This is a genomic window from Hymenobacter arcticus, from assembly GCF_054779975.1.
Map to the genome: position 1 here is coordinate 113,728 of NZ_BAAGXF010000004.1, position 16,822 is coordinate 130,549.

Sequence of the window (16,822 nt, forward strand, 5' to 3'; positions counted from 1 at the left end):
CGTTCTTCTTAAATCAGGCAAGCCTTAACCGAGCGCCTTTACGGCGGCCGTTAGCTTGGGCAGCACGTCGAACACGTCGCCCACAATGCCGTAGTCGGCCGCTTTGAAGAACGGGGCTTCGGGGTCCTTATTAATCACCACAATCACCTTCGACGAGTTGACGCCGGCCAGATGCTGGATGGCACCCGAAATACCGCAGGCAATGTACAGGTTGGGCGATACCGTGATGCCGGTTTGGCCCACGTGCTCGTGGTGGGGGCGCCAGTCCACGTCGCTCACCGGCTTGGAGCAGGCCGTGGCCGCGCCCAGCGCCTTGGCCAGGTCCTCGATGAGGTTCCAGTTTTCGGGGCCTTTCATGCCGCGGCCACCGCTCACCACGAGCGATGCCTCGGGCAATAGGATGCCGCCGGCCTGGTCCTGCATTACCACCTGCTTGGGCGCGTCGGCAAAGTCGGCGTCGCTGAGCTGGGCGGCGAAGGCCACTACCTCGGCCGTTTTGCCGGCTTCGTGCTGCGCTTCGATGGAGTTCTTTTTAACGGCGATAATCTTGCGCTCGCCGCTCAGCACCACGTCCGAAAATGCCTTGCCCGAGAAAGCGCCGCGCTTCACGGTGAACTGGCCACCGTCGGTTTTGGGCAATTCGACCACGTTGGTGGCCAGCGAAGCTTGCAGGCGGATGGACAGGCGCGAGCCCACCGAAGCGCCGATGTTGCTGTTGGCCAGCACAATTACCTTGGCATCTTCCTGCTGGGCGGCCGTGGCAATGAGCTTGGTGTACGCATTGTTCACGAAGTCCTTCAGGCGCGGCTCCTTATCGTAGAGCACTTTGCTGATGCCCTGCTCACCGAGCTTGGCCAGGTTGGCGTCGGTGGCTTCGCCCACGGCAATGGCCGTGGCGCTGGTACCCATTTGGGCGGCTAGCTGCGCGCCGTAGGTAGCCACTTCGAGCGAAGACTTTTTCACTTCGCCTTTATCGCATTCAACTACTACTAAAACTGACATATCGGTGGGATTTTCTGAGTTAGAAAACGGCTGTCATTGGGAGGAGGAACGACGAAGCAATCCCTCCTTGTCGTTGGATTACTACTCCTGGCGGAAAGGAAAGTTTGCTTCGTCGTTCCTCCTCGCAATGACAGATTAGAAATTAGATAACCTTGGCTTCGTTGCGGAGCAGCTTAATCAGCTCGCCGGCGTTTTCAGCGTCGATGAGCTTCACGCCCTGCTTCTTGGGGGGCAGCGCAAACTCGGCTACCGTGGTGCGGGCGGGCTCGCCGATGGCGGGCACCACTTTCAGGGGCTTGGTGCGGGCCGTCATGATGCCGCGCATGTTGGGGATGCGGGGCTCGCACATGGGCTGCTGGCACGAGGCCACGAAAGGTGTAGCTACCTGCACGATTTCTTTGCCGCCCTCAATCTCGCGCTCCAGCGTAGCAGTATTGCCGCTCATATCCAGCTTCATAGCGGGTGCTACGGTCGGGATTCCGAGCAGCTCGCCCACCATGCCATGCACTTGAAAGCCGTTGTAGTCGATGCTTTCCTTACCCATCAAAATCACGTCGTAAGCGCCTTCCTTGGCGATGGCCGCAATTTGCTCGGCCACGAAAAAGGCATCTTTCGGCGCGGCATTCACCCGGATGGCATCGTCGGCCCCGATGGCCAGCGCCTTGCGGATGTTGGGCTCCGTATCGGCCTCGCCCACGTTAATCACCGTCACGGTGCTACCGGCGTTGGCTTCCTTCAGCTCAATGGCGCGGGTGAGGGCGTATTCGTCCCAGGGGTTAATCACGAACTGCACCCCGGCCTTATTAAACTCCTTATTATCAGGCGTGAAGGCGATTTTGGTGGTCGTGTCGGGCACGTTGGAAATACAAACCAGAAACTTCATGTAGGCAAGGGTAGGGTGAGGAGAGAATACAAAAGTAGTAGGCTTGCATAACAATTGCCAAGCCTAAAAAGGTCTTTCAACCTTATATACAGTATGCAGAACCGGAATGCGGCCCGAAAGTCGCAATTTTGCCTCAAAGATAGCCAAAACTCCTGCCCATGAATGCCCCCAGCCGCTTACAACAGTTGTTAGCTTTTTACGAAGCCGACCCCACCGATGCCTTCACCATTTATGCCCTGGCCACCGAGTACCGGGCGGCCGAGCCCCTGCGCGCCTGGGACTACTACGAGAAGCTGCTAACCGAGCACCCCGACTACGTGGGCACCTACTACCACGCCGGCAAGCTGCTCGAAGGCTTTGGCAAAAAAGACGAAGCTGAGCAAGTATACCGCAAAGGCCTGGTAGTGAGTCGGAAAGCGGGCCAGCTGCACGCCGCCAGCGAAATTCAGCAGGCCCTGAACAGCTGCTTGGGTCTGGACTATGAGGACGACTAAGAAGCGTGCGGTAAGCTTTAGCTTGCCGGGGGTAGTTATAAAATCGGGTAAATAATGAAGCCGGGCGCGGCCAGGTAAGTAAGTTCAACGGCAAGCTGAAGCTTACCGCACATATCCTTATGTCAACCAAGATATTACTAGTTGAAGACGAGCCCAAAGTATCGGCCTTCATCCGGCGGGGGCTGGAGGAGGAGGGCTACGAAGTAGCAGTAGCCTATGACGGCACCTTTGGTCAGCGGCTGGCGCTGGAGCAGGAATTCGACTTGCTTATTCTCGACGTGATACTACCCGGCCAAAGCGGCTTGGAAGTGCTGAAAGCCGTGCGCGCCCACAACCAGGAATTACCCATTCTGATGCTCACGGCGCTGGGTACCACCCAAGACAAGCTGCTAGGCTTCGACGGCGGGGCCGACGACTACCTGGTGAAGCCCTTCGACTTTGTGGAGCTGCTGGCGCGGGTGCGCGCCCTCACCCGCCGCCGTGGCCAGCGCGCAGCGAAAAGCAATCAGCTTGTGCTGAGTGATTTGACGGTGGACACGGCCGCTAAAACCGTGGTGCGGGCCGGCCAGCCCATCAAGCTCACGGCCCGTGAGTTCAACCTGCTGGAGCTGCTGCTGCGCCACCAGGGCCGCGTGCTGAGCCGGGGCGAAATAGCGGAGCACACCTGGGAAGATTCGGTCGATGCGGGTTCCAACGTGATTGACGTGTACGTGAATTACCTGCGCAACAAGGTAGATAAAGGATTCGCTAAGAAGTTGATTCACACCGTAGTAGGTATGGGTTACGTGCTGCGCGAGGAATAAGGCCAACTTGCAACGAAAGCCATGACCATCCGCAACCGCCTGACCTGGCTTTTTCTGAGTATAGTAGCCGTGCTACTGCTAGCCGTGCTGGCGGTGGTATTTGTGCTCCAGTTCAACTCCTCACAGCGCGAGTTTCAGCAGCGGCTGCGCGAGCGGGCGCAGGTAACGAGCTACATCTACCTCGAAAAAGACGAGATGCGGGCCGGCGCATTCCGCGACTTCGAGAAGAAGTACCTGCAAGCGCTCAGTAACGAGATTCTGCAGGTGTACGATGCCTCGGGCCGGGTGCGCTTTGTGGCGGCCGATGAGCGCGTGCGGCTTTCCGATGCGTTGCTGGCGCGCATCGTACTCAGTAAGGAAGTGTATTTCAAGCTGGGCACGCGGCAGGCCATCGGCATTTTTTACCGCGACAACCAGGGCGACTACGTGATAGTGGCCGCCGCCGAAAACGTGTACGGCCACCGCCGGCTGCAAAGCCTGGCCACCATTATGGGCGTGATTTTCGTGGTGAGCTTGCTCGTGATATACGCCGTGGGGCGGTTTTTTGCCGGGCGGGCGCTGGCCCCCATCGCCGCCCTCAACGACCAAGTGGACCGCATCACGGCCCAGGACCTGCACCAGCGCGTGGATGAAGGCTTTTTGCGCACCAGCGAGCGCGACGACCTCACGCGCCTGGCCCGCACCTTCAACCGGCTGCTGGGGCGGCTGGAGGCAAGTTTTGACGGCCAGCGCACCTTCGTGCGCAACGCCTCGCACGAGTTGCGCACGCCCCTCACCGCCAGCATTGGCGAGCTGCAAGTGCTGTTGGCCCGCGAGCGCTCGCCGCAGGACTACCGCGAAGGAGCTGCTTCGGTGCTAGGTGAGTTGCAGCAACTTAAAGAGTTGATTAACAATTTATTGGATATGGCACAGGCCGAAGGCTCGATGCAGCTGACGGCGGAAGTGCGCCTCGATGAGCTGCTGTGGGAAGTGCGCGAAGGTGTGGCGCCCGCCCGGCGCGCGCGCGTGCAGGTAGACCTCGGCGACCTCGCCGACCTGCCCGCCGACCCGGCGGCCTTCGTGATAACCGGCCACCGCGGCCTGCTTACGCGGGCGCTGGGTAACCTCGTTGACAACGCCCTCAAGTACTCGGAAGACGATAAGAAGGTGCTGCTGAGTTTGCGCTGCCAGCCGGGCGGCGGCTGCGTGGTGCGCGTGGCCGATGCCGGCCTGGGCATTGCGCCCGATGACTTGGCGCAGGTGTTTCAGCCGTTTTTTAGGGCGGCGGCGGTGCGTGGGGTGGTGGGGCACGGCGTGGGGCTGCCGCTAGCCCAGCGCATTGCCGCGCTGCACGGCGGCACGCTGGCGCTGCGCTCGGAGCCCGGCCGCGGTACGGTAGCCGAGCTGGTTTTTGGCGGGTGAAATGACCGATTTGAGTGGGGCCGGGTGGGGTGGCTGCACGGGGCAACCGCGTACTCTAGCGCATAAAAGAGGCTTTTCGCCCTATGTTGAAGCAGTGGTTTTGTGCCGCACAGCTATTTTTTGCGGCCCGGCGGAGCCTGCTCGCGGTTGCACTCAGTGGTGATGCCGGCGCTCACCACTTCGCCCGGACTTTTGCTGGTAGCCCCCAGTAACTCGGACTCTCAGAGGCCGCGGGCCACTGTGGCCGGGATAGTTTGAGAATGAGCGCCACGGCCTATTCTACTTATTTTTCTTGCCAGGGATAAATAATTATGAAGTTGCCAGCGATAATAAGAAGATTACTAGTAGTTTATTGGTATTCAGTATATTACATAAAAATTGCTTCATCAAATAGGAATTTTTTTAGGACCTTATTGGCCTTCCTAATCTGTTTCTAATGACTCTCTAATGCTCTTCTAATCGCTTTCTAATCTGTTCTTAATGAGGGTATAATGAATGTGTAATGCTAGTGAATGAAGTCCGTTAGCTGCCTGTTAGCTTTGCTTAATTACCTGGCTAGGTTTTAGCGTCAAAAAGTGATTTTACAAAGATTTTCAGAAATGGCCGCGCGCCAGTTGCGGCCCGCGCCGTGCCGCGCTGTGCCCCGTGCAAACACCTTATTGCGCCGCGCCGGCTTGCTGCTAGCCGGCCTGACCCTAGGGCTGGCCGCTCAGGCCCAAGCGCCCCTCACGGTGGGCGGCGCGCCGCTGCCCGTCGACACGGTGCGCCTGACCCTGCCCGATGCTGAGCTGCGCTTCGTGCAAAACAACTTGCAGCTGCTGGCCCAGCGCTACAACATCACGGCGGCGCAGGCCTTGGCCGTGCAGGCCCGGCTCATTGACAACCCTACTATTACGCTGGACCAGAATGTGTTGCAGCAGGCCATTCACCGGCAGGATGCGGTGGGTAACAACCCCGACCTCAACCGCAACCAGGTGGCCATTCAGGCGCAGCAGCTGTTTGCGCTGGCCGGGCGGCGGCGGGCGGCGGGCCGCGCTCAGCAGCAACAGGCTGTGGTAGAAGCCTTTAACTTGGAGGACCTGGTGCGCACCCTGCGCTACCAACTGCGCACTACGTTCTACGACATCTACTACCGCCAGCTCACGCTGCGCGTGTACAACACCGAGATTCCGCAGCTGCGCCGCACGGTGGGCCTTTATCAGAGCCAGTACGACAAGGGCAACATCGCACTCAAGGAAGTTATTCGCCTGAAAGCCTTCTTGTTTACGCTGGAAAGCGAGCGGCTGGTGCTTGTGACGGACCAAGCCAACTCGCAGGCCGACCTGCACATTTTGCTGCGCGACTCGACCCGCTCGGCCTACCAGCCGGCCGTGAACATCAACCGCGTGCGGGAGCTGTCGCTGGCCCCGTACCCCGAGCAGCAGCTCACCGACACGGCCGTGGTGCGCCGCGCCGACCTGCTGAGCCGCCGCGCCGAAGTACAGCGCCAGGAGCTGAACCTGCGCCTGCAACGCGCCGTGGCTACGCCCGACTTGGCCGTGGGCTACAGCTACGACCGCCTGGGCTCGTACTTCGATAACTACAACTCGGTGACGCTAGGCATTGCGGTGCCCATCTTCAACCGCAACCAGGGCAACATTGCGGCGGCCAAGGCCCAGATTAGCAATGCCCAGGCCCAGGCCCAGCAGCAGCAGCTGGTGGTGCGCCGCGATGTGCACGAGGCCTACCAGGTGGCCCTGCGCTCCGATGAGCTGTACCAGAACACCAGCCGCGACACCACGCCCTTCTCACGCCTCATCGACAACATCGAGCAGAGCTACACCAAGCGCCTCATCACCATTGTCGAATACCTCGACTTTTACGAGGCGTATAAGAACAACGTCATCCAGCTAAACACGCTGCGGGCCAACCGAATGCGTGCCTTTGAAGGCATCAACCTGGCCACCGGCCGCACCTTTTTCCGGGCCGAGTAGCGTCAGCCAGCAGTCAGCAAGTAGCAGTCATCCTAAAGCCTGTGCGCTGATGATTGGTAACGGCTGATTGCTAACTGACCGCGGATGACTGCTAATTGCTAATTGATACTTGATACTTTAAAAGATGAATCGTTCCGCTTTCCTATTCCTCCTGACCCTGGGCCTCGGGGCCTGCTCGAAGGCTCCCGAAACCGCGGGCACGGAGGCTACTGCCAAAAAGTTCTCGCTTTCCGACCAAACCCTGAAGGAACTGGCTTTCGATACTGTGCGCCTGGAGCCGGTGCGCAGCGAGCAGTCGTTTTCGGGCCAGGTGACCACCAACGGCGACAAAACAGCCAAGATATTCCCGCTGGTGGGCGGTGTAGTGGAGCAGCTCAACGTGGAGCTGGGCGACCACGTGACCAAAGGCCAGGTGCTGGCCGTGGTGCGCTCGGGCGAAATCGCCGACGTGCAAAACCAGAACAGCACCGCCGGCACCGACGTGGCCATTGCTAGCAAAAACCTGAGCGTGGCCGAGGACCAGTTTAAGGCTGGCCTAGCGGCCGAGCGCGACGTAGTGCTAGCCCGCGAGGAGCTTCGTAAGGCCCAGAGCAACTTGGGCAAAACCGGTAAGCAGCTTGGTATCTACGGCGTGTCGAAGGATGGGCACTACGTGATTAAAGCGCCGATTTCGGGCTTTATCACTGATAAGAACGTGACGCAGGGCATGCAGTACACGAACGCTAACACCGACGCCGACGGCTTTTTCACCATCGCCGACCTCGACCAGGTGTGGGTGTTGGCCAACGTATTTGAGGCCGACATTGCCAACGTGAAGCTCGGCTACCAGGCCGACATCACCACGCTTTCGTATCCCGACAAGCACTTTAAAGGGGTGGTTGACAAGGTGTTCAACGTACTCGACCCCGACAGCAAGGCCCTCAAGGTGCGCATTCGCCTTAGCAACCCCGGCTACCTGCTCAAGCCCGAGATGTACGCCCAGGTGCGCATCCTGAACACTGAGAAACAGAAGGAGCTGTCGGTGCCGGCCAACGCGGTGGTGTTCGACAAAGACCAGCATTTCGTGCTCGTGTACAAGAGCCGCACTGAGGTGGATACCCGCCCCGTGACGGTGACTAAAACTGTGGGCGACATCAGCTACGTGACCGGTAACCTCAAGCCTGGCGATGCCATCATCAGCAAAAACCAGCTGCTCGTGTATGACGAGCTGAACGACTAATTAGGTGGTAGTTGTCCTTGCGAGCGCAATGCAGTGGAGCGCGGCAATCGCACCAGAACGATGCCGGAACGACGACGCGCGGGTGTCGTTCTGGTGCGATTGCCGCGCTCCACTGCGTTGCGCTCGCAAGGACAGACGGTTTATAAATAACTCAGCACTAGCGAAGTGAATAAATTCATCCAGGGCATTATTGCCTTTTCCCTGAAAAACCGGGGCTTTATTTTCCTGCTCACGCTGGCGGCGGTTATCGCCGGGGTGGTGAGCTACCGGAACACGCCCATCGAGGCGTTTCCGGACGTGACGAACACCGAAATCACCATCATTACGCAGTGGCCCGGCCGCTCGGCCGAGGAGATTGAGAAGTTCGTGACCGCGCCCATCGAAATCGCGCTCAACCCGGTGCAGAAAAAAACCAGCGTGCGCTCGACTACGCTGTTTGGCCTGTCGGTGGTGAAGGTGATTTTCGACGACGGCGTGGACGATGCCTACGCCCGCGTGCAGGTCAACAACCTGCTTACCGGCGCTGACCTGCCCGAAGGTGCCAACCCCGAGGTGCAGCCGCCCTACGGCCCCACCGGCGAAATTTACCGCTACACCATTGCCAGCAAAACCAAATCGACCCGCGAGCTGAAGACCATTCAGGACTGGGTAATTGAGCGTAACCTGAAGGCTGTGCCCGGCGTGGCCGACGTAAACAGCTTCGGCGGCGAGGTGAAGAGCTACGAGATATCGGTGGACCCCAGCAAGTTGCAGGACTTTGGCCTCACGCCGCTCGACCTGTATACTGCCGTGCAGCGCTCGAACATCAACGTGGGTGGCGACGTGATAAACGAGGGCCAGCAGAACTACGTGGTGCGCGGCATTGGCCTGCTCAACAACATTTCGGACATCAACAACACGGTAGTGAAAACCGTGAACGGCGCGCCCATCCTGGTGAAGGACGTGGCGCAGGTGCAGGAATCGGCGCTGCCGCGCCTGGGCCGCGTGGGCCGCGGCCTCAACGACGACATGGTGGAGGGCATTGTGGTGATGCGCAAGGGCGAAAACCCTTCGGAAGTCATCAAGCTGCTGCAAGCCAAAGTGGAGCTGCTGAACGACAAGATATTGCCGCCCGACGTGAAAATCAGCACGTTCTACGACCGGCAGCAGCTTATCGACTTCTCCACCGAAACGGTAATTCATAACCTCACCGAGGGCATGATTTTCGTGACGGTGATAGTGTTCCTATTCATGGCCGATTGGCGTACTACGCTGATTGTGAGCATCATCATTCCGCTGGCGCTGCTGTTTGCCTTCATCTGCCTGCGGCTGAAGGGCATGAGCGCCAACCTGCTCAGCATGGGTGCCATCGACTTCGGTATCATCATCGACGGGGCCGTGGTGATGGTGGAAGGGCTCTTTGTGGCCCTCGACCACAAGGCCCACGAGGTGGGCATGGAGCGCTTCAACAAGCTCGCTAAGCTGGGCATTATCAAGAAAACCGGCCGCGACATGGGCAAGTCGATTTTCTTCGCTAAAGCCATCATTATCACGGCGTTGCTGCCTATTTTCTCCTTTGAGAAAGTAGAGGGCAAGGTGTTCTCGCCCCTGGCCTGGACGCTGGGCTTCGCCCTGCTGGGCGCGCTGATTTTTACCCTAACGCTGGTGCCGGTGCTGGCCAGCATCTTGCTGCGCAAGAACGTGCGCGAGAAGGAGAACTTCTTCCTGCGGGCCATTAATAAGGGGGCCAAAAAGGTGTTCGTGTTCACCTACGCCCGCAAAACGGCCAGCTTGCTTTTCGCGGCTGCGCTGGTAGTAGTAGGGGTAGGGATGTACCAGTTTCTGGGTACCGAGTTCTTGCCCGAGCTGAACGAGGGCTCGATTTACGTGCGGGCACAGCTGCCGCTGAGCATCTCGCTCGACGCCAGCAACAAGCTTTGCAACGAGATGCGCCGCGTGTTTATCGGCTTCCCGGAGGTGAGCGACGTGGTGAGCCAGACCGGCCGCCCCAACGACGGCACCGACCCTACCGGTTTCTATAACAACGAGTTCCTCGTCCAGATTAAGCACACCGACGAGGTGCAGAAGAAGATGAAATCCAAGGTCTACCGCGAGGACCTTATTGCGCGGATGAAGGAAAAGCTGAACCGCTTCCCGGGCGTCGATTTCAACTTCTCGCAGCCTATTACCGACAACGTGGAAGAAGCCGCCTCGGGTGTGAAGGGCAGCATCGCCGTTAAAATCTACGGCACCGACCTCAAGCTAATGGAGGGCAAAGCCCGCCAGGTGTTCGAAGTATTGCAAAAAGTGGACGGCATCGACGACCTAGGCTTGTTGCGCAACATCGGCCAGCCCGAGCTGCACGCCGACCTGGATGAGCGCCGTATGGCCAGCTACGGCGTAAGCAAGAGTGACGCCAATGCCGTGCTCGAAATGGCGGTGGGCGGCAAGCAGGCCAGCCAGATGTACGAGGGCGAGCGCAAGTTTCCAATTCGGGTGCGCTACGAGTCGCAGTTCCGCGAGAGCCCGACCGAGATTGCGGCGCTCATGGTGCCCACGCAAAGCGGCAAGACCGTGCCGCTGAATGAGATAGCCGACATCAAGCAGGTAACCGGCCCCAGCCTCATTTATCGCGACGACAACACCCGCTTCTCGGCCGTGAAGTTCTCGGTGCGCGGCCGTGACCTCGGCTCGGCCATTGCCGAGGCGCAGGAAAAGGTGAATAAAGCCGTGGTGCTGCCCAAGGGCTACTCCATGAAGTGGACCGGCGACTTCGAAAACCAGCGCCGGGCCAGCCAGCGACTAGCGCAGGTGGTGCCCATCTCGCTGGCACTTATCTTCTTCATTCTCTTCATCTTATTCGGTAATTTGAAGGATGCCGGGTTGGTGCTGCTCAACGTGCCGTTTGCCCTGATTGGCGGCATTGCCATGCTGCTCATTACGCACACCAACTTCTCGATTTCGGCCGGCATCGGTTTCATCGCCCTGTTTGGTATCTGCATCCAGAACGGGGTAATTCTGATTAGTGTGTTCAAACAGAACATGTTAGACAAGATGAGCCTCGACCGCAGCCTGGCCGAAGGCGTGGCCTCCCGCGTGCGCCCGGTGGTGATGACGGCCCTCATGGCCATTATTGGCCTCATGCCGGCGGCCCTCAGCACGGGCATCGGCTCCGAGACGTCTAAGCCGCTGGCCATCGTGGTTATCGGCGGCCTGCTCACCGGCACGGTGCTCACGCTGTTCATCTTCCCGCTGATTTTCGAGCGCACCTACCGCGCCGAGCACACGCACTACGCCGACGACCTGCCGGCCAACCGAAAGTTGGAGCACGTCTAAGCGCATCGGTTCGGGATTAACTAAAGAGAGCTTGCGCCACTGGCGCAAGCTCTCTTTGGTTATGTAGGGCGCTTGTTATTGTGGGGCAGGCAATTACACGCAGGGTCTGTCTTTCATTGGGGAAAAAGCAACTACTGTGTTTCAGCACGTTAGCCTAAAAAAGACAGTTCCTCTTGTGAAAGCGAGATGTCTGCTGCGCTTACATTTTCTTCCAGATGCTGCCTAGAGGTAGTGCCTGGAATGGGTAGTATCCACGCCGATTGATGCAGTAGCCACGCGATGTTGAGCTGCGCCACCGTAATCCCTTTTGCCGCGGCTAGCTCCTGCATCTTGCTCTGCCCGGTTGGCAACGACGTTTGGAGGGAGAAAAAAGGAATGAAGGGAATACGGTGTTGCTCGCATAAAAACAGGAGTTCCCCGCCCTGGAATCCGTACGGGCTGCTTGGGTCCGTAACCCGCTGCGTGTAGCTATACATGTTCTCGACGGTGGCAATTTTACCCAGTGCGCGGGCGATGTTAAATTGCTCAACGCTTGCGTTAGAAAGGCCCACGTGCAGAATTTTGCCCTCACGCTGCAAGTCTAGCATAGTGGCGAAGGCCTCCTCGTACTCACCAGGGCTACCAGCGGCCTTGCCCAGGTGCACCAGCGGCAGCTGCTCCATCTTTAATTCCTGCAGATTGTTTTCGATGCTGCGCCGCACTTCTTCCGGCTTGGCGTAGGGTAGCCAGCTTTTGTCGGCTCCTCTGGTGCCGCCCACTTTAGTTGCGATAATAAGGTCGGCCGGGTAGGGGTATAATGCCTCCGCCAGCAGCCTGTTCGTCACCCCCGGCCCGTAAAAGTCGGCGGTATCGAAGAAATTGACGCCCAGCTCAACCGCCCTTCGCAGCAGGGCAATGGCTCCCTGCCGGTCGCGGGGCTCGCCCCAAAAATCCTCCCCGGTGAGGCGCATGGTGCCGTAGCCGGGGGTGCGCGCCGTGCGCGGGTTCGGGGTGTCGGCGCCGATAATAATACGATTGCTCATGTTCTCAGGTAAGCTAATTTATTGGTATTGGTTGATGACGGTAGTTGCCGGTGGCTCAGGCGACCGGCGGCCCGATGGATTTTCGGTAAGAGGAGGGCGTAAGCCCCGCGAACCTTTTAAAAAACTTCGTAAAATTTGACACGTCATAATCCAGTTTACGCGCAATCTCCCCGATAGGCAACGTGGTAGTAGCCAGTAGCTTCTTGGCTTCCAGCAAGATGCGCTCTTCGTAGAAGTGGCAGGCATGGTGACCTGTTTCCAGCTTTAGCACCTTACTCAGATGCCCGGGATGCACACAGAGGATAGCCGCAATCTCCTTGAGCTCATACATTTTCTCTGTTCGACCCGCGAGAAAATCGTCCAGGTGCCCATCCAACACCTGTTTGAACTGAGCCACTATCTCTGCTCCGCGCGTAATAGCGCCTTTAGGTGAGGTACCCATCTTTTTGCGTCTTTAGTACGGACGCAAAAGTAGGAGCCGGGTTTTGCGCAAAATGGTGAGGTATCAAGTTGTTGTGCTGCTCTTGCCAATTTGGCCGGCCGGTAAGGGTAATGACTTGGTGGGCCGCCTGGTCGCTGGAGTAGCCGCGCGCTATTGCGCCGTCCTGCGGTCAGCGCAGTAGCGCGCAACGCTTGTTTAGAAAACCAGCTACCGCCTTTTGCCACGCTTCCGGGTGTTTGTGCCAATAGGGCTCGTGCCCCGAGCCCGCGAAATCAACCCGCTCCTTGGGCCCGGCCAGGTGGCTGAAAATGGTATCGGTTTCGGCGCGGGTCACGCGCGGGTCGGCGGTGCCCCAAAGCAGTAGGGTCGGGGTGGTAACGTGGCGCGCGTACTCGCCCGCGTTTAGGCCAAACGCCCAATACCCATTCTCCACGCTGCCCCAGAGTACGAGCAGGTTGGCTAGCGGAAAGGCCGGCAAGTGCATGGAAACAAAGCGGTTGCGGGCCGTTTGCAGCATGCTGCCGTAGGGGCATTCCACTACGTTGGCGGTGGGGCGCAGGCCCAGCTCGCTTTCGGCCCGCAGAATGGCCACCGCGCCCATGCTCACGCCGTAGAGCACGATGGGCCCACCCGGCTGCCGCGCTTGTACCCACGCGTAGGCCGCCACCACATCGGCGGCCTCGCGGTAGCCGATGGTGGTCTGGTACCCTTCCGACGCGCCATTGCCGCTGAAATCGAGCAGCAACACGGCGTAGCCCAGCTGCCGAAAATACCCGGCCTCGGGCAGCAGGCGCGATTTATCGCTGGTGTAGCCGTGGCAGACAATAACGGTGCCGCGTGCGCTCGGTAGCGGGCCGTACCAAGCGGCGAGGCGGCCGTTGGGACTGCGCAGCGCGGCGTTCTCGTAAGGAAAATCAGGCAGCCCGGTGTTCACCGGTTTGGGATTTTGCAGGCCAGTGAGGATGAGCTTGATTTTCTCCGAAGCGCGCAGCTTTTCGGGGTGGCGGGTGCGCGGGCCCGCGTCGGCAGAGAAGTGCGTGAAGCGCCAGGCGTGCAGGGCCACCACCGCATTGAGCAAGCCAATGCTGAGTACCAGCGCCCACAATAGCCACCGCCAGCGGCGTGGCGTGCGGATAGCTTGTTTCATGCGGCGGCGAGTTAATTACGAAAATAACTAGTTGCTGCTCAAGGACTTGAAGCTAACGGCCGCGCCACCGCCGGGGGCCAGCTTCAGCAGCAGGGACGACTTGCTGTCCACCACTTTTTTGGTAATCTGGTAGGCAGTGGGATTCTTCTGCCAGTCGGCGCCCTTGCCATCGGCGTAAATGATGGCCTGGTAGCGACGGCCGGGCGTTAGGAAATCCAGCTTAACGGGTTGCTGGCGGGCCAGCTCATCCGTAATACTACCCAAGTACCAATCATCCTTGCCTTTAGCTTTGCGCACGGTGGTGAGGTAGTCGCCGGGCTCGGCCGCCAGAATGCGGGTGTCGTCCCAGTCCACGGGCACATCCTCGATAAACTGAAAGGCGTCGAGGTGCTGCTCGTAGTTTTCAGGCAGGTCGGCGGCCATTTGCAGCGGCGAGTAGAGCGTCACATACAAAGCCAGCTGCTTGGCTAAGGTGGTGTGCACCTGGCGCTTACCGGTGGGCTCGTAGCCTTGCAGCTTGAAAATGCCGGGCGTGTAGTCCATCGGCCCACCTATGAAGCGGGTAAACGGCATAATCGTCTCGTGCTCAGGCGGGTTGCCAGTGCTGAAAGCGTTGTACTCGTTGCCGCGGCCGGCCTCGCTAGCCAGGCAGTTGGGGTAGGTGCGGTTGAGGCCGGTGGGCCGCACCGACTCGTGCATATCGACCGCGACGTGGTGCTTGGCGGCCATTTGGGCCACGCGCAGGTAGTGGTTGCTCATCCACTGGCCGTCGTGGTGCTCGCCGCGCGGGATGATGCGGCCTACGTAGCCGGTTTTCACGGCCGGGTAGCCGTAGCGGTTCATGAATTGGCAGGCTGTGTCGAGGTGCTGTTCGTAGTTGGTGGCCGCGCCCGAGGTTTCGTTGTGCATTATCATCTGCACGCCTTTGGCCTTGGCGTAAGTGCTGATTTCCTGCACGTTGAAATCCGAGTACGGCGTCACGAAGTCGAACACGTTCTCCTTCCAGTTGCCAAACCAGTCTTCCCAGCCCACGTTCCAGCCCTCCACCAGCACGCCCGCAATACCATGCTTGGCCGCAAAGTCGATGTAGCGCTTCACGTTGGCGGTGTTGGCGCCGTGGCGGCCGGTGGGGATGAGCTGGCCGCGGGCGTCGAGCGTATCGAGACTGTTGGCGTACTTCCAATCGGAGCGGCCAATTTGCATTTCCCACCACACGCCCACAAATTTCATGGGCTTTATCCAGCCCGTATCGGTGATTTTGCTGGGCTCGTTGAGGTTGAGAATCAGCTTGGAAGTCAGAATATCAGGGGCCTTATCACTCACGATAATCGTGCGCCAGGGCGTGTGGCTGGGCGCGTGCAAAAACGCCTTGCTGCCCACGGCATCGGGCACGAGGCGCGCCGTGAGGCGGTGGCTGGCCCGGTCTACGTGCAATTGCATGGCCGGATAATCGACCTGCGCTGCCTCGTGAATATTGATGTACAAGCCGTTATCGGCCTTCAGCATGAGGGGCGTGGCCACGGCCTGCGCATCAGGGGCGTCGCGCACGGCTATCTCGGTCGAGTTCTTGACCTGCGCCGAGTTATCGACCGCGCTCAGGCGCGAGTGGATGTAGAGGTACTCGTTGGTGTCGTAGTCGCCGGGTATCCAGAAAGCCTGGTGGTCGGCAGGCAGGGCAAATTCGGTGAGCTCGTCGGTAACCACAAAATTGCCCAGCGCCAGCTGCCGCGGAAACTCGTAGCGAAAGCCCACTCCGTCGGCAAAAACCCGAAACACCACGTCGAGCCGGCGGCCGGGCGCGGCCGGCTGGCGCAGGTGCACCGTGAGCTGCTGGTAGTGGTTGCGAATGTTTTTGACCTCGCCCAGCACGGGCTGCCAGGTTTCGTCCACGTCCTTCACCTCGCTGCCAAGGAGCGCCAACGGCCCCTCAAAACCCTGGCCGCCTTGCAGCGCCAACCCTAGGCGCGAGGCGTTCACCACCGGCTTCCGGCCATACGCCACGGCATAGCTGGGCTGGCCGGCCGCGCTCAAGGCAAAAGTCAGCCTGACGCTGCCCATCGCGGCCGATAGGGGAGTGGTAGACTGCGCGGCGGCCGGTAAACTGGCCGCCAGCAACAGTGAAAACAAGTGGTTTTTCATGAACTACGGTGGTTTCCAAGCAAAAAGGTATAGCCCCGGTCCGCCGGTGAAGCCGGCCGACCGGTTGACTCGCGGGCCGCGTTGACTAGTTATTCTGGCCTCGTGCGAGCGACAACCGGTCGGCCGGCTTCACCGGCGGACCAGGAACCGTACCCCAACTTGAAATTATTTTAAGTATTGATTAACAGCCTGGCAAAAGCAAATGCTCTTTCTGTGCTATTGAGTAGCGCAAGCTCCTACGCCCGCGGCCGGCGCGGGCCCGGCCGGTAGGTGCTGGTGGGAGTGGCGGGCCGAGCCGGGCGTGGGTGGCGCTCGCCGGCCCCGGCCAGGTCGCGCAGGGCCACCACCTCTTCGGGGGTAAGGTCGCGCCACTGGCCGGGCGCTACGTCGAGCAGCGACAAGTCGCCGAGCGCCTGGCGCACCAGGCGCAGGCAGGGCAGGCCCACGGCGGCGCACATTTTGCGCACCTGCCGGTTCATGCCCTGCGAGATGCTGATTTCCAGCCAACTAGTTGGGATGCTAGCCCGGTAGCGAATAGGCGGGTTGCGGGGCCACAGCGCTTCGCTGGCTTCCTCGGGCAGCGGCCGCACGGCCGCCGGCAGCGTGAAGCCCTCCTTTATTTGCACCCCTTCGCGCAGTTGCGTGAGCATGGCTTCGGTGGGCGTGCCCTCCACCTGCGCCCAGTAGGTTTTGGTGACCTTATAGCGCGGGTCGCTGAGGCGGTGTTGCAGCTGCTTATCGTCGGTGAGCAGCAGCAGGCCCTCGCTGTCGAAGTCGAGCCGGCCCACCGGATACACATTGGGCACCGCCACAAAGTCTTTGAGCGTAGCGCGCCCGTGCTCGTCGGTGAACTGGGTGAGGACTTCGAACGGCTTATTGAGGAGGATGTAGCGCATATTTTTCAATTATCAATTATCTACTTCGGGCTCATGCGATAACGTCTGTCATTGCGAGCGCAACGCAGTGGAGCGTGGCAATCGCA

At 59.7% G+C, this 16,822-nt stretch carries 13 protein-coding genes; 6 read left to right on the forward strand and 7 right to left on the reverse strand.

What is annotated here, in order from left to right; translation table 11 throughout:
• Positions 1-24: 24 nt before the first annotated feature.
• A complete protein-coding gene (locus tag ACYVGC_RS09135; RefSeq protein WP_460583510.1) occupies positions 25-1,002 on the reverse strand; it encodes an electron transfer flavoprotein subunit alpha/FixB family protein in 978 nt (325 codons plus the stop codon).
• Between the two features lie 142 nt (positions 1,003-1,144).
• On the reverse strand, positions 1,145-1,885 hold the full coding sequence (locus ACYVGC_RS09140) for an electron transfer flavoprotein subunit beta/FixA family protein (RefSeq protein WP_460583511.1): 741 nt from the start codon (positions 1,883-1,885) through the stop codon (positions 1,145-1,147).
• 158 nt (positions 1,886-2,043) lie between these two features.
• Here ACYVGC_RS09140 and ACYVGC_RS09145 point away from each other — a divergent pair, with 158 nt between their 5' ends.
• The 6 genes from ACYVGC_RS09145 (at position 2,044) to ACYVGC_RS09170 (ending at position 11,090) form a co-directional block, all read left to right on the forward strand.
• Complete coding sequence (locus ACYVGC_RS09145; RefSeq protein WP_460583512.1) at positions 2,044-2,379, forward strand: tetratricopeptide repeat protein; 336 nt, start codon at positions 2,044-2,046, stop codon at positions 2,377-2,379.
• Between the two features lie 119 nt (positions 2,380-2,498).
• Positions 2,499-3,182: a response regulator transcription factor gene (locus tag ACYVGC_RS09150; protein ID WP_460583513.1), complete on the forward strand. Its 684-nt coding sequence runs from the start codon at positions 2,499-2,501 to the stop codon at positions 3,180-3,182.
• 21 nt (positions 3,183-3,203) lie between these two features.
• Positions 3,204-4,583: a sensor histidine kinase gene (locus ACYVGC_RS09155; protein ID WP_460583514.1), complete on the forward strand. Its 1,380-nt coding sequence runs from the start codon at positions 3,204-3,206 to the stop codon at positions 4,581-4,583.
• A gap of 599 nt (positions 4,584-5,182) precedes the next feature.
• The gene (locus ACYVGC_RS09160) at positions 5,183-6,556 is read left to right on the forward strand and encodes a TolC family protein (RefSeq protein ID WP_460583515.1); all 1,374 of its coding nucleotides are present in this window, start codon (positions 5,183-5,185) and stop codon (positions 6,554-6,556) included.
• Positions 6,557-6,680: 124 nt separating this feature from the next.
• The gene (locus ACYVGC_RS09165; protein WP_460583516.1) at positions 6,681-7,775 is read left to right on the forward strand and encodes an efflux RND transporter periplasmic adaptor subunit; all 1,095 of its coding nucleotides are present in this window, start codon (positions 6,681-6,683) and stop codon (positions 7,773-7,775) included.
• 165 nt (positions 7,776-7,940) lie between these two features.
• A complete protein-coding gene (locus tag ACYVGC_RS09170; RefSeq protein ID WP_460583517.1) occupies positions 7,941-11,090 on the forward strand; it encodes an efflux RND transporter permease subunit in 3,150 nt (1,049 codons plus the stop codon).
• A 149-nt stretch (positions 11,091-11,239) separates the two neighbouring features.
• On the opposite strand, the gene ACYVGC_RS09175 is transcribed toward ACYVGC_RS09170, so the two are convergent.
• From ACYVGC_RS09175 to ACYVGC_RS09195, 5 genes are all read right to left on the reverse strand, one after another.
• Positions 11,240-12,112, reverse strand: coding sequence for an aldo/keto reductase (locus ACYVGC_RS09175; RefSeq protein ID WP_460583518.1), 873 nt, complete (start codon positions 12,110-12,112; stop codon positions 11,240-11,242).
• A gap of 55 nt (positions 12,113-12,167) precedes the next feature.
• On the reverse strand, positions 12,168-12,554 hold the full coding sequence (locus tag ACYVGC_RS09180) for a helix-turn-helix domain-containing protein (protein ID WP_460583519.1): 387 nt from the start codon (positions 12,552-12,554) through the stop codon (positions 12,168-12,170).
• A gap of 169 nt (positions 12,555-12,723) precedes the next feature.
• Positions 12,724-13,701: an alpha/beta hydrolase gene (locus ACYVGC_RS09185; protein WP_460583520.1), complete on the reverse strand. Its 978-nt coding sequence runs from the start codon at positions 13,699-13,701 to the stop codon at positions 12,724-12,726.
• A 27-nt stretch (positions 13,702-13,728) separates the two neighbouring features.
• Positions 13,729-15,840: a glycoside hydrolase family 97 protein gene (locus tag ACYVGC_RS09190; protein ID WP_460583521.1), complete on the reverse strand. Its 2,112-nt coding sequence runs from the start codon at positions 15,838-15,840 to the stop codon at positions 13,729-13,731.
• Between the two features lie 236 nt (positions 15,841-16,076).
• Positions 16,077-16,736 carry a pseudouridine synthase family protein gene (locus ACYVGC_RS09195; RefSeq protein ID WP_460583522.1) on the reverse strand — a complete coding sequence of 220 codons (660 nt, stop codon included), beginning with the start codon at positions 16,734-16,736 and terminating at the stop codon, positions 16,077-16,079.
• Between the last annotated feature and the right edge of the window lie 86 nt (positions 16,737-16,822).

Bases quoted from the DNA above. Each gene is read 5' to 3' on its own strand.
- ACYVGC_RS09135 (WP_460583510.1), bottom strand. From the start codon at position 1,002: ATGTCAGTTTTAGTAGTAGTTGAATGCGATAAAGGCGAAGTGAAAAAG.
- ACYVGC_RS09140 (WP_460583511.1), bottom strand. From the start codon at position 1,885: ATGAAGTTTCTGGTTTGTATTTCCAACGTGCCCGACACGACCACCAAA.
- ACYVGC_RS09145 (WP_460583512.1), top strand. From the start codon at position 2,044: ATGAATGCCCCCAGCCGCTTACAACAGTTGTTAGCTTTTTACGAAGCC.
- ACYVGC_RS09150 (WP_460583513.1), top strand. From the start codon at position 2,499: ATGTCAACCAAGATATTACTAGTTGAAGACGAGCCCAAAGTATCGGCC.
- ACYVGC_RS09155 (WP_460583514.1), top strand. From the start codon at position 3,204: ATGACCATCCGCAACCGCCTGACCTGGCTTTTTCTGAGTATAGTAGCC.
- ACYVGC_RS09160 (WP_460583515.1), top strand. From the start codon at position 5,183: ATGGCCGCGCGCCAGTTGCGGCCCGCGCCGTGCCGCGCTGTGCCCCGT.
- ACYVGC_RS09165 (WP_460583516.1), top strand. From the start codon at position 6,681: ATGAATCGTTCCGCTTTCCTATTCCTCCTGACCCTGGGCCTCGGGGCC.
- ACYVGC_RS09175 (WP_460583518.1), bottom strand. From the start codon at position 12,112: ATGAGCAATCGTATTATTATCGGCGCCGACACCCCGAACCCGCGCACG.
- ACYVGC_RS09180 (WP_460583519.1), bottom strand. From the start codon at position 12,554: ATGGGTACCTCACCTAAAGGCGCTATTACGCGCGGAGCAGAGATAGTG.
- ACYVGC_RS09185 (WP_460583520.1), bottom strand. From the start codon at position 13,701: ATGAAACAAGCTATCCGCACGCCACGCCGCTGGCGGTGGCTATTGTGG.
- ACYVGC_RS09190 (WP_460583521.1), bottom strand. From the start codon at position 15,840: ATGAAAAACCACTTGTTTTCACTGTTGCTGGCGGCCAGTTTACCGGCC.
- ACYVGC_RS09195 (WP_460583522.1), bottom strand. From the start codon at position 16,736: ATGCGCTACATCCTCCTCAATAAGCCGTTCGAAGTCCTCACCCAGTTC.